The following is an 11,841-nucleotide window of genomic DNA, read 5'->3' as shown; positions in this document are numbered from 1 at the left end:
TCGGAAGGCTTCGCGTTTACTCTTATTTGTATTTTTTATCATCATACCAAAAATAATAATTTATGAGGTTTTAATGATGTCACATGAAGTGAGTGTTGGGATTGTCGCTGACTGGTTGGTGACTTTTGCCGGGGCAGAAAAAGTTATTGCAGAATTTATAAAACTTTATCCTGAATCTGAGCTTTATTCGGTTGTTGATTTTCTCTCTGATGAATCCAGAAAACAATTTTACGGTAAAGATGTTAAGACATCATTTATTCAACGGCTTCCGTATGCAAAAACAAAGTATCAGCAATATTTGCCGCTGATGCCGTTAGCCATCGAGCAGCTGGATGTCACAAAGCACAATATTATTCTTTCCAGCAGCCATGCCGTAGCAAAAGGGGTTCTCACCGGGCCCGACCAGCTGCATATCAGTTATGTCCATTCTCCGATACGTTATGCCTGGGATTTTCAGCATCAGTACCTCAGGGAAGCCGGTTTGGATAAAGGCCTTAAGGGAAAATTAGCACGATGGTTCTTGCACAAAATACGTATTTGGGATTGTCGTACCGCCAACGGTGTGGACCATTTTATTGCTAATTCACATTTCATCGCGCGGAGGATTAAAAAAGTCTACGGGCGTGATGCAGATGTAATTTATCCGCCGGTGAGTGTGGACCGTTTTACGTTGCAGGAAAATAAAGACGACTTCTATTTTACCGCGTCCCGTATGGTGCCATACAAGCGCATCGATATTATTGTGGAAGCGTTTAGCCAGATGCCGGATAAAAAGCTGGTGGTCATTGGCGACGGATCTGAGATGGCCAAAATAAAGGCCAAGGCGGGTAAGAATATTGAGATTTTAGGGTATCAGCCGGACGAGGTCATGCAGGATCATATGCGTCGTGCGAAGGCGTTCGTTTTTGCTGCCGAAGAAGATTTTGGCATCACGCCGGTTGAAGCACAGGCCTGCGGTACTCCGGTTATTGCTTTTGGCAAAGGCGGCGTGCTGGAGTCCATCCGGCCTTACGGCGAAGTAAATCCTACCGGTATTTTCTTTGCGGAGCAGACGACAGATTCAGTCCTGCGCGCTGTTTTGCACTTCGAGACCATTCAGGAATCGTTCCTGCCAGTGAATTGCCGTAACAATGCATTGCGGTTCTCTGAGGAACGTTTTCACAGTGAACTGGATGACTATATTAAAACAAAGTGGCAAGCGTTTAATGAAAGTAAGAAAGTCATCTATTAATTCTTTATGGTTCACTTATATCATTTATTAAACCGTTTCTGCATCTTAATTCTGGTTCGCTCTCTGCCTTCCGGTGAATAACCTTACGATTATAATCGGGCATCATTCATGATGTGTTTATTAAATTGTAATCAAAGGATCTTATATGTCTAAAGTCGCACTGATTACCCATATAACCGGGCAGGATGGTTCTTATCTTGCCGAACTTTTATTAAAGAAAGGTTATACTGTTCACGGGATTGGCGGGAATGTCGTTCCGCTTAATACCGGTAATGCGGGCAGTAATTTTCACGATAAATCCTCTGATCTTCATATTTATACCCATGCTGATATCAGTACGGGAACGGCCCGTGATTTACTCGCTATTATCCGGCCGGACGAAGTTTATAATCTGGGCGGAGCGGGTCAGTCACCCGAAAACTCTGATTCCGCAGATGATCTGTTTTCCACGGGGGAATTCAGTGCGCTGAAGGTACTGGAGGCCATCCGTATTCTCGGGCTGGAAACGAAAACGCGTTATTATCATGCGTCGCCTTCGGCATTATGCGGTCTGGTGAATGGCATCGCGATTAATGAAATGGTGAGCCTGAATATTTATCCCTCCTGGTATGCCACGGGGATTTCTGATTTCTGGACCATTGTGAATTATCGCGAAACCTTCGGGTTATATGCGTGCAGCGGCATTCTTTTTAATCATGAATCACCGCGCCGCAGCGAGAACTTCGTCACGCGTAAAATTACCCGCAGCCTGGCCAATATTACGCAGGGGCTGGAGAAATGCCTGCATCTCGGGAATCTGAATGCGCTGCGTGACTGGGGCCATGCCCGGGATTACGTCAAAATGCAGTGGCTGATGCTGCAACAGGATAATCCCGAAGATTTTGTAGTGGCTACCGGCGTGCAGTATACCGTCCGCCAGTTTGTGACGTTTGCCGCGCTGGAGCTCGGGATTAAACTGCGCTTTACCGGCAAGGGCGTGGAAGAAAAGGGAATTATTACCGCGATCATCAGCCCGGTTGCGGCGGCCCTGAAAGTCGGGGACGTGATTGTCGCCGTCGATCCGCGTTATATCCGGCCTGCCGAAGCCTGTAAGGTCAATGCCAATCCGACCAAAGCACGCCGTAAACTCGGCTGGGCACCGGAAACATCTTTGCAGGATATGGTGATTGAGATGGTTCAGGCAGACCTTGCTTGCGCGAAGAAAGCTGCACGGCTGAAATTGTACGGATAAAGCCAGCCGCTGTTTCTGTGATGTATAAAAAAGCCGGAGAATGCGCTGACATTCTCCGGCTTTTTTTTGCCTGCTTTTTACCGTCCGTATTCCAGCCAGAGTACCAGTAAAACAGCAGCGATATTGGCAGCGATACTGAGCATAAATCTCGTTCTGAAAGGTTGCTTCTGCGTTTTATGCCGGAAAAGTTGCTGACCTGCCAGCGCACCAGCCCAACCGCCGAGCAGCCCGAACAGCAGTAATGTGCTTTCCGGTATCCTGCGCCAGCTTTTGCGGGCAGCAAGCTTGTCGGCACCGTAAATCAGCAATGTCAGCAGGTTGATCAGCAGTAAGCCAACCGGGACAGGATAAGGAGAGATGAGACTGGTACCGGCCGCCAGGATCAGCAGGACACAACAGACAGTGTTCATTGAAATATCACCGGAAATTGAAGGAAGACCCAGAATAGCTATAAAGATAAGAAAGGACAGAAAAACAGAAAGGACAGAAAGCAAAAAACCAGCCGTTAAGCTGGTTGCTTTAAAGATGGTGCCCGGACTCGGACAATGCTGCGGAGCAGCTTTGAACAGCGCTTGCGCTGGCCCCGAAGGGGTGAGTCTCAGTATGAGACGAATAATCGAACGGAGTTCGATGGAGAGTCCGTAGCTCAGAAAGCAAAAAACCAGCCGTTAAGCTGGTTTCTTTAAAGATGGTGCCCGGACTCGGAATCGAACCAAGGACACAGGGATTTTCAATCCCTTGCTCTACCGACTGAGCTATCCGGGCAACGGGGCGCATTAAACCGTATTGGGCATGTGCCGTCAACGGCTTTTTGTAACATCGGTGGGGTTCGTCACCCGACTGATGCTTTTTACCGCGTTTTGGCGATTTAACTTACGATACCGGGAAAGTGTCCGTCAAAACAGGGTGTGATGGGGTGAATTTTCGCGTTTTGTGATGTCGCATTCTGTAAGAATTTCCCGCAATGTTCAGGGTTGAACAGGGGAATAAAAGATGCCATTATTGCGCCGATTTATTAAACAACTCTGATCCCGTTTTCACGCGACAGCTCAAGAGGGTTGCGGCATGGCTGGTTTATCACATCGCGCTTTTCATAAGTGCAGAAAAAATCTGATGATGATCTCCGGGTGCTGTAAACACCACGATTTCAGTTTTCCTCCTTTTGCAGATCCTTTCATGCGGTAAGGCTACCGTTTGCCTGCTGTTAGATATTAGTAAAAACAGAGCGCACCTCTGATTTTACTGTTGTCTATCAGACGTGGCCGGGCCTGAACGTCGATCTGTTACCACTTTGCCCCTCTGGCATCGTTTCATCGCACTCGACCTCGCGCTCAAGCCAACGTCATTTGCCGGGCTGGACTCTGCGCACTATACCTTTAAGACGTAAGAACCAGCTCATTGCCGTGCCCTGTGGCACACCCTCTTACTTAACCGTTTGAGAGTCTGAATGAAACACTTAAAACTTGCAGCAAGCGCTTCTGTCGCCCCTTATCTCCAGACGTCCCGCCTGGTCGTCGATCTGCGTCGTGCCGATTATGCTGACGTGGCGGCCATTATTATCTCTGTCGGGGATCTGAATCACGGCAGGCTGGCGGAGATAGAAACGTTGGGATTCGGGATCCCCGCGTTTGTTGCAGTGCAGGGAACGGAGCTGATTTCGCCGGAGTTTTTGCCGTCGCTGAAAGGCGTGATTACGCTTTCCGATGCTAATCAGGCATTTTATGCCGCGCAGATTGAATCGGCTGCGCAGGGCTATGAAGAAGCCTTATTCCCGCCGTTTTTCGACACGCTGAAAAAGTATGTCGAGATGGAGAACGCGACCTTTGCCTGTCCGGGGCATCAGGGTGGTGAGTTTTTCCGTCGCCATCCGGCAGGGCGTCAGTTCTATGATTTTTACGGCCCGAACATTTTCCGCTCCGATATGTGCAACGCTGACGTCAAACTGGGCGATTTACTGATCCACGAAGGCTCGGCGAAAGATGCGCAAAAGTATGCGGCGAAAGTCTTCAGCGCGGATAAAACCTATTTTGTGCTCAACGGGACTTCTGCGGCGAACAAAGTTGTGACTAACGCGCTGCTGACACGCGACGATCTGGTGCTGTTCGACCGTAACAACCATAAATCCAACCACCACGGCGCACTGCTTCAGGCGGGCGCGACGCCGGTGTATCTTGAGACCGCGCGCAACCCGTTTGGTTTTATCGGCGGCATTGACGCAGCCTGTTTCGATGAAACTTATCTTCGTAAGCAAATCAAAGAAGTGGCGCCGCATCGTGCTGCGGAAAAACGTCCGTTCCGCCTGGCGATTATCCAGCTCGGCACGTATGACGGCACCGTGTATAACGCGCGTCAGGTAGTCGATAAAATCGGGCATCTGTGCGACTACATTCTGTTTGATTCTGCATGGGTCGGTTATGAGCAATTCATCCCGATGATGAAAGAGTGCTCGCCGCTGTTGCTGGAACTCAACGAAAACGATCCGGGCATTATCGTCACGCAATCCGTGCATAAGCAGCAGGCCGGGTTCTCGCAGACGTCGCAGATCCACAAAAAAGACAATCACATCAAAGGCCAGAAGCGACATTGCAGCCATAAGAAGCTGAATAACGCGTTCATGATGCACGCTTCGACCAGCCCGTTTTACCCGCTTTTTGCCGCGCTCGATGTTAATGCGCGTATTCATGCCGGTGGCAGCGGTAAGCATATGTGGATGGAGTGCGTGAAGCTGGGTATCGAAACCCGCAAAATGCTGCTCGATCAGTGTTCGATGATTCTGCCGTTTGTTCCGCCGGTGGTCGGTGGAAAGCGCTGGCAGGATCATGAAACCGCTGAGATGGCGAACGATGTGCGTTTCTTCGATTTTGTGCCGGGCGAGCGCTGGCATGCCTTCTCGGGTTACGCGGAAAAACAGTATTTTGTTGATCCGTGTAAGCTGCTGCTGACCACGCCGGGCATTGATGCATCCAGCGGAAAATATACCGAGTTTGGTATTCCCGCGACGATACTGGCGAACTACCTGCGTGAGAACGGCATCGTGCCGGAGAAATGCGATCTCAACTCGATCCTTTTCCTGCTGACGCCAGCCGAAACGCCGGCCAAAATGCAGTTGCTGGTGGAAGAGCTGGTTCGCTTCGAGCAGTACATCGAAGAAGACGCGCCGCTGAGCGAAGTGTTGCCGACCGTTTACCGTAAAAACGAAGACAGATACCACAACTACACCATCCGCCAGCTGTGCCAGGAAATGCATAACCTGTACGTCAGTTTTGATGTGAAAGAGCTGCAAAAAGAGATGTTCCGCGAGAAGAGTTTCCCGAAAGTGGTGATGAACGCGCAGGACGCTCACAACGAGTTTATTCGCGACAATATTGAACTGGTGCCGATCGGTGAAGCCGAAGGCCGTATCGCGGCGGAAGGTGCGTTGCCGTATCCGCCGGGCGTTCTGTGCGTCGTGCCGGGCGAGCTCTGGGGCGGCGCTGTGCAGCGTTACTTCATGGCGCTGGAAGAGGGGATTAACCTGCTGCCGGGCTTCTCACCTGAACTTCAGGGCGTTTATATCGAGAAAAAACCGGTCGGCTGGAAGCGCATTATGGGCTACGTCGTCGCGGAGTAATCTGCACGTTTTTACGCTCACGCAGAAATGAGAACGGAGGCCAGCTGGCCTCCGTTTTTTTGTACCGCAATCACATCAGTCTACGCGACGATAGCTGCGCTGCGTGTTGTTCACTTTGTACAGATAGCGGCGCGATTCGGCTGACGGATGTTTGGTGGTCAGCGTGGTATAGACATCGCCTGGTGCCATGTTGTTGATGATGTTGAACGCCTGCGTTTTGTTCTGAGAGAACACGCGCAGCACGCTGCCTGCACCGCCATTGTAGGCCGTGATCACGGCGTAACGGCGCGACGTCGGGTTACTGATGTTCCCCAGATACGTCGTTTGCAGCATCGCCAGATACGCGGTGCCGGTGTTGATATTATTCTGCGGATCAAACAGATAGCTGCGGCTCGGTTTGCCCCACTTGCCTTCGGATTTGAAGACGTCAACCCCGGCGGAATGCTGCACAACCTGCATCAGGCCCAGCGCATCGGCGTTACTGACCGCATACGGGTTAAAGGCGGATTCGGTTTGCATGATCGCCAGGATCAGCGACTGATCGACGCCGTATTTGGCGGAGGCTTCGCGGATCATCGGCAGATATTTATGCGCACGCTGATTCAGGTGGTTTGGCACCATCTGGATCGTGACGGAATAAATGATATGCATGCCGGACTGGCGGCGCATCAGTTTGTTTTGCACCAGATAATCGGCAAAGCTGTTGGCACGGCCGACCCAGCGGATAGGCTGCCCGGTGTTGTCGAGAACCTGCCCGTAAAGCATCGGCTCACGGCTGATCTGGATATCGTTGGCGTCGGAATAGAGGTCAACATTGCCCGGATCATCGCCCACCAGTAAGGTGCTGACGATCGCCTGACGCAGGCTCGCGGCCGGATCGGTGCCGGAAATGGTTTCAATCGTGATGGTACCCGCATCAAAGTTGATGTGGCTGCGGGTGTAATACTGATCGCTATACTTTACGTAGTCCTTCGGACCCGCAATCAGCACTTCATTCATACCCCAGATATTTTCGATGTTATGAGCGAACTGGCCCATCAGAATATCGAATCCGTTGGTGTCTTTTACGAAAGCTTCGTCGAACTGGTTTTTTTTACTGCCGGAGCAGGAAATCAGCATCGGTGCGATAACCAGCAAAGCTAAAATTTTCTTCATCTGAAAACCATTTCTGGTGAAAGAAGCAGGCCGCGCACGAGCCTGCCTAAATTTCTGTTCCTGAACGTTATTTTGAAGGCGGGGTGTAGCCTTCAATATGAACATCCTGACCTTCAAACAGGAAATTAACCATTTCCTGTTCCAGCAGTTTGCGGTCGTCCGGGTTCATCATGCTGAGTTTCTTTTCATTGATCAGCATGGTTTGTTTGGTCATCCACTGAGACCAGGCTTCTTTTGAAATTTCGTTGAAAATACGTTTGCCGATTTCGCCCGGATACAGCTGGAAGTCCTGTCCTTCGGCATCGCGTTTCAGAAAAGTACAAAAAATCGTTCTGCTCATGCTAATTCCTTATGATCATTCTGTTGGGACGGTTTTTTGCCATCGGCCTGTTTTGCCAGAGAGGTCAGCAAACGCTCGACCGGCGCGGCCAGCCCGACCTGTTGTGGTTGCGCTAAGTTATACCAGAGACCCGCACCTTCATCCATGCAACCCGCTGTCGTTCGCAGATTTAACCACATCGGGACGATATCCAGATGGAAATGGCTGAAAGTGTGGCGAAAAGCGGTCTGCTGCTGCAACTGATTTTGCGTAACACCGTATTTTTGAAGACCCTGCGCCAGTTCTTCTTCTGTCGCAAATTGCGGGAAGCAGAATAAACCGCCCCACAGGCCCACCGGCGGTCGCTGCTCCAGCCAGACTTTATCGTCCTGCTGAATCATCAGCATAAAGGCAGTTTTTTCCGGCAGCGTCGTCTTGGGTTTTTTACCCGGATATTTTGCCCAGCTGTGATGTGCGTAGGCTTCGCAACCGGATTTCACCGGGCAAAGTTCGCATTTTGGTTTGCTGCGGGTGCAGACCATCGCGCCTAAATCCATCATCGCCTGATTAAACTGCGCGACGCCTTCAGCGGGCGTGACGTCTTCGCTTATCTTCCACAAACGGTTTTCAGTTTTCTTCTCGCCCGGCCAGCCGTCAACGGCATAACACCGGGCCAGCACGCGCTTCACGTTACCGTCTAAAATGGGATAGTGCTGGTTCAGCGCCAGCGACAATACGGCGCCTGCGGTCGAACGACCAATGCCCGGCAGCGCGAGAATTTCATCAAAGGTGATCGGAAACACACCATTGTGCTGAGTGGCAATAGTTTGCGCCGCTTTATGCAGGTTACGCGCACGGGCGTAATAACCCAGGCCGGTCCACAGATGCAGCACTTCATCGAGCGGCGCGGCGGCGAGATCGGACACCGTCGGGAAGCGTTCCATAAACCGTTCGAAGTAAGGAATAACGGTCGCTACCTGCGTTTGCTGCAACATCACTTCTGAAAGCCAGACTTTATAAGGCGTTTTGGCGATTTGCCACGGCAGCGTTTTACGGCCATAGCGCTGATACCAGTCGAGCACCAGCGGCGAAAAAGTGGAGGCTTCCATCATGGGTGAATTACAGTCCGGCAGGGTTAAAAGACGGGGCTGATCACATCACAGTTCCCGTCTGGCTGTAAACCGGAACTTTCCGCACTGTATTGACGGATTTCCTGCCCGCAAGCCTTGCTAATCGGGAGTAAGTTTGGATAATGCGCCATTCTTAACAGTTAATGACCAAAATACAGCAGTGACCGAATACCGCGTCTTGCGTAACGGAGTGGAAACACCATGAAAAACGACGTCATTTCTCCGGAGTTCGATGAGAACGGTCGCGCGATGCGCCGTATCCGCAGCTTTGTCCGCCGTCAGGGCCGTCTGACCAAAGGTCAGCAATTTGCGCTGGACAACTTCTGGCCGGTGATGGGCGTGGAGTTTCAGCCGGAAACTCTGGCAATTGATACCTTATTCGGTCGCTCCGCACCTGTTGTGCTGGAAATCGGTTTCGGGATGGGCACCTCGCTGGTCACGATGGCGAAACAGAACCCGGACCAGAACTTTATCGGCATTGAAGTCCACTCACCGGGCGTCGGTGCCTGTCTGGCGACCGCGCACGAAGAGGGCGTCAGCAACCTGCGCGTGATGTGTCACGATGCGGTCGAAGTGCTGGAAAAAATGATTCCGGATGGTTCGCTCGACATGGTGCAGCTATTCTTTCCTGACCCGTGGCATAAAGCGCGTCATAATAAGCGCCGTATCGTGCAGCCTGAATTCGTTGAGAAACTGCGCAGGAAGCTGAAAGTGGGTGGCGTATTCCATATGGCAACCGACTGGGAGCCGTATGCAGAACACATGCTTGAGGTGATGACCAGTCTCGAAAGCTGGGCAAACCTGTCGCAGGAAAACAACTATGTACCGCGCCCGGAATCGCGCCCGGTAACCAAGTTCGAAATGCGTGGCCAGCGTTTAGGCCACGGCGTATGGGATCTGATGTTTGAGAGGAAGCAATAATGGCTAAGAATCGCAGTCGTCGTTTACGTAAGAAGTTACACATTGCAGAGTTCCAGGAACTGGGCTTCTCTGTAAAATGGCGTTTCCCGGAAGGTACTCCGGTTGAAACCATCGACGAATCACTGGATAAGTTCATTGACGGTGTGATAGAGCCAAACAAACTGGCCTTTGACGGCAGTGGCTATCTGCAATGGGAAGGCCTGGTTTGCCTGCAGGAAATCGGTCACTGCACCGACGACCATCGTGCGCAGGTGAAAAAATGGTTAGAAGACCAGAAAATGGAAGACGTTGAGGTTTCAGACCTGTTCGATATCTGGTGGGATTGACTCTGCCAGCAGTTGAACACTGAATCTTTTAAAGGTGCCTTTCCGGCACCTTTGTTACATCTGGAGGAAGGACGTTGGGTACCGAGCTCGATAACAGTTTGCTGGAAGATATTCTTGCGCAGGTCAGGCCGCTGATTGGCCGTGGCAAAGTCGCCGACTATATTCCCGCGCTGGCAGAAGTCAGCCCTGATCATCTGGGGATTGCCGTGTGTACCACGAAAGGGGAAATCTTTCGTGCCGGTGATGCCAATACCCGGTTCTCAATCCAGTCGATTTCTAAAGTGCTCAGCCTGACGCTGGCGCTGACCCGCTATCAGGAAAGCGAAATCTGGCAACGCGTGGGCAAAGAGCCTTCCGGCCAGCCGTTTAACTCGCTGGTTCAGCTTGAGCTGGAACAGGGCAAACCGCGCAATCCGTTTATTAACCCCGGTGCTCTGGTGGTTTGCGATATGCTGCAAACACGTCTGACTGCGCCCAAGCAAAGAATGCTGGAAGTGGTGCGTCAGCTGGCCGGTTCAGCCGATCTCAACTACGATCGGCACGTTGCGCGTTCTGAATTCGATCATTCCGATCGCAACGCCGCGATTGCTTACCTGATGAAATCTTTCGGTAATTTCGATAACGACGTCATCACTGTGTTGCATACCTATTTCCACTATTGCGCATTGCGCATGAGTTGTGAGGAACTGGCGCGGACGTTCGTTTATCTTGCGAACAAGGGCCATCCGCTGGGCAATGAGCAGCCGCTGATTGATGCCCGTCAGGCGCGACAGATTAACGCAATGATGGTGACCAGCGGCATGTACGACGGCGCCGGTGAATTCGCATACCGCGTCGGCATGCCAGGTAAGTCCGGTGTCGGTGGCGGCATTATTGCTATCGTGCCGGGGGAGATGTGTATCGCTGTCTGGTCGCCGGAACTTGATGCGGCGGGGAACTCTTTGGCAGGTATCGCTGCCTTAGAATTACTGGCGCAACGTATTGGCCGTTCAATTTTTTGAGTTTGCTGTCTTAAGGGAGAGTACATGTTAGTAAAAACTGGATTTGTTAAAGCATCCGTAGCGGCCTTGCTGGCGCTGACAGCGTGGAGTGCGCAGGCGGATTATCAGTGCGCCGTGCAGCCGAAAGAAGATGTGATCATCAAACCGCAGACCGTGCAGGTTGTAGGTAACAGCGGTGACTTGCTGATCACGCCAAACGGCAACGTGACTCTCAATGGAAAAGACCTCACCCTGAGCGCGAAACAGCGCCAGGAAGCGATCGATTATCAGGCCTCGCTGCGTCGCGATTTGCCGTGGATTGATCAGGGTGCCACCGCGCATCTGGAAAAAGGCCGCGTCGCCGTGGACCGTGTGATCGTGAACAAACTGGGCAGCGACAGCAATGTGCGTAACCGTCTGGTGACGCTCGACAAGCAGCTTAAAGAGCAGATGAATCTCATCATCGAGCATCGCCCGGATGGCCTGACCTTCCACCATAAAGCCGTAGAACAGGTGAAACAGAACGGTCAGAAGCTGATGGAACAAACCATGGGCGGCGTGATGCAAGACAGCATCAACGAGATGGGCCTGAAACAAGCCACAAGCGGCGGCAATCCGTTGCAGGCAATGATGGGCAATCTTGGCGGTCTGCAACAGGCCGTACAGGAAGAGTGGAACAAACAGGAAAAAGAATTCAAAGCCTTCGGCGACGATGTCTGTAAACGCGTCACCGCGCTGGATACTCAGCACAAAACCTTGCTGGCGGATTTGAAGCAGTAATTTCCTTCCTCAAAATTCAGAAACAAAAAAACCGCAATTAAGCGGTTTTTTTGTTGGGAAAAGCAGTTAGCGCTACATCTCCCAGGATTCTACTTTCGTGAATATCGCGAAAGCCAGCATCTCGACGTGGTGCATTTTATACTCAATCTAATGCCACG

The 11,841-nt window shown here is 51.5% G+C and carries 11 protein-coding genes and 1 tRNA gene; 7 read left to right on the top strand and 5 right to left on the bottom strand.

The window, feature by feature from the left end; genetic code table 11:
* Window positions 1-76: 76 nt before the first annotated feature.
* Both KWG64_RS24025 and KWG64_RS24020 read left to right on the top strand, forming a co-directional pair.
* Window positions 77-1,231, top strand: coding sequence for a glycosyltransferase family 4 protein (locus KWG64_RS24025; RefSeq protein ID WP_218523372.1), 1,155 nt, complete (start codon window positions 77-79; stop codon window positions 1,229-1,231).
* Window positions 1,232-1,376: 145 nt separating this feature from the next.
* Window positions 1,377-2,462, top strand: a complete 1,086-nt coding sequence (locus tag KWG64_RS24020; RefSeq protein ID WP_218523353.1) for a GDP-mannose 4,6-dehydratase — start codon at window positions 1,377-1,379, stop codon at window positions 2,460-2,462.
* 77 nt (window positions 2,463-2,539) lie between these two features.
* Here KWG64_RS24020 and KWG64_RS24015 read toward each other — a convergent pair whose 3' ends face one another.
* Window positions 2,540-2,878, bottom strand: a complete 339-nt coding sequence (locus KWG64_RS24015) for a DUF1294 domain-containing protein (RefSeq protein WP_218523371.1) — start codon at window positions 2,876-2,878, stop codon at window positions 2,540-2,542.
* A 273-nt stretch (window positions 2,879-3,151) separates the two neighbouring features.
* Window positions 3,152-3,227: transfer RNA gene (locus tag KWG64_RS24010), tRNA-Phe, on the bottom strand.
* A gap of 682 nt (window positions 3,228-3,909) precedes the next feature.
* Between KWG64_RS24010 and speF the strand changes: the two genes are divergently transcribed.
* A complete protein-coding gene (speF, locus tag KWG64_RS24005; protein WP_218523352.1) occupies window positions 3,910-6,072 on the top strand; it encodes an ornithine decarboxylase SpeF in 2,163 nt (720 codons plus the stop codon).
* A 75-nt stretch (window positions 6,073-6,147) separates the two neighbouring features.
* Here speF and mltC read toward each other — a convergent pair whose 3' ends face one another.
* The 3 genes from mltC to mutY form a co-directional block, all read right to left on the bottom strand.
* Entirely contained in the window at window positions 6,148-7,227 is a 1,080-nt protein-coding gene (gene mltC, locus KWG64_RS24000; RefSeq protein ID WP_152327729.1) for a membrane-bound lytic murein transglycosylase MltC, read from the bottom strand.
* A gap of 67 nt (window positions 7,228-7,294) precedes the next feature.
* Complete coding sequence (locus KWG64_RS23995) at window positions 7,295-7,567, bottom strand: oxidative damage protection protein (RefSeq protein WP_101075311.1); 273 nt, start codon at window positions 7,565-7,567, stop codon at window positions 7,295-7,297.
* Window positions 7,564-8,658, bottom strand: coding sequence for an A/G-specific adenine glycosylase (gene mutY, locus KWG64_RS23990; RefSeq protein ID WP_218523351.1), 1,095 nt, complete (start codon window positions 8,656-8,658; stop codon window positions 7,564-7,566). Before mutY ends, KWG64_RS23995 begins: the two co-directional genes overlap by 4 nt.
* Window positions 8,659-8,877: 219 nt before the next feature.
* On the opposite strand from mutY, the gene trmB reads away from it, so the two are divergent.
* The 4 genes from trmB to KWG64_RS23970 all read left to right on the top strand — a co-directional run bounded on the left by trmB (window position 8,878) and on the right by KWG64_RS23970 (window position 11,683).
* Window positions 8,878-9,597: a tRNA (guanosine(46)-N7)-methyltransferase TrmB gene (gene trmB, locus KWG64_RS23985; RefSeq protein ID WP_195813853.1), complete on the top strand. Its 720-nt coding sequence runs from the start codon at window positions 8,878-8,880 to the stop codon at window positions 9,595-9,597.
* Complete coding sequence (locus tag KWG64_RS23980; RefSeq protein WP_195813854.1) at window positions 9,597-9,923, top strand: YggL family protein; 327 nt, start codon at window positions 9,597-9,599, stop codon at window positions 9,921-9,923. Before trmB ends, KWG64_RS23980 begins: the two co-directional genes overlap by 1 nt.
* Window positions 9,924-9,997: 74 nt before the next feature.
* Complete coding sequence (gene glsB, locus KWG64_RS23975) at window positions 9,998-10,924, top strand: glutaminase B (protein WP_165059139.1); 927 nt, start codon at window positions 9,998-10,000, stop codon at window positions 10,922-10,924.
* Between the two features lie 24 nt (window positions 10,925-10,948).
* Window positions 10,949-11,683 (top strand): DUF2884 domain-containing protein, encoded by a 735-nt coding sequence (locus tag KWG64_RS23970; protein ID WP_218523350.1) that lies wholly within the window; start codon window positions 10,949-10,951, stop codon window positions 11,681-11,683.
* Window positions 11,684-11,841: the final 158 nt, after the last annotated feature.

The organism is Rahnella sp. PD12R, assembly GCF_019200965.1.
GTDB classification, from domain to species: Bacteria; Pseudomonadota; Gammaproteobacteria; order Enterobacterales; family Enterobacteriaceae; genus Rahnella; species Rahnella laticis.
The sequence above is the reverse complement of the archived record's forward strand: the minus strand, read 5'-3'. Positions and strand labels throughout refer to the sequence as shown.

What these genes read in the sequence shown, in the direction of transcription:
- KWG64_RS24025 (WP_218523372.1), top strand. Translation starts at nt 77, where the DNA reads ATGTCACATGAAGTGAGTGTTGGGATTGTCGCTGACTGGTTGGTGACT.
- KWG64_RS24020 (WP_218523353.1), top strand. Translation starts at nt 1,377, where the DNA reads ATGTCTAAAGTCGCACTGATTACCCATATAACCGGGCAGGATGGTTCT.
- speF (WP_218523352.1), top strand. Translation starts at nt 3,910, where the DNA reads ATGAAACACTTAAAACTTGCAGCAAGCGCTTCTGTCGCCCCTTATCTC.
- mltC (WP_152327729.1), bottom strand. Translation starts at nt 7,227, where the DNA reads ATGAAGAAAATTTTAGCTTTGCTGGTTATCGCACCGATGCTGATTTCC.
- KWG64_RS23995 (WP_101075311.1), bottom strand. Translation starts at nt 7,567, where the DNA reads ATGAGCAGAACGATTTTTTGTACTTTTCTGAAACGCGATGCCGAAGGA.
- mutY (WP_218523351.1), bottom strand. Translation starts at nt 8,658, where the DNA reads ATGATGGAAGCCTCCACTTTTTCGCCGCTGGTGCTCGACTGGTATCAG.
- trmB (WP_195813853.1), top strand. Translation starts at nt 8,878, where the DNA reads ATGAAAAACGACGTCATTTCTCCGGAGTTCGATGAGAACGGTCGCGCG.
- KWG64_RS23980 (WP_195813854.1), top strand. Translation starts at nt 9,597, where the DNA reads ATGGCTAAGAATCGCAGTCGTCGTTTACGTAAGAAGTTACACATTGCA.
- KWG64_RS23970 (WP_218523350.1), top strand. Translation starts at nt 10,949, where the DNA reads ATGTTAGTAAAAACTGGATTTGTTAAAGCATCCGTAGCGGCCTTGCTG.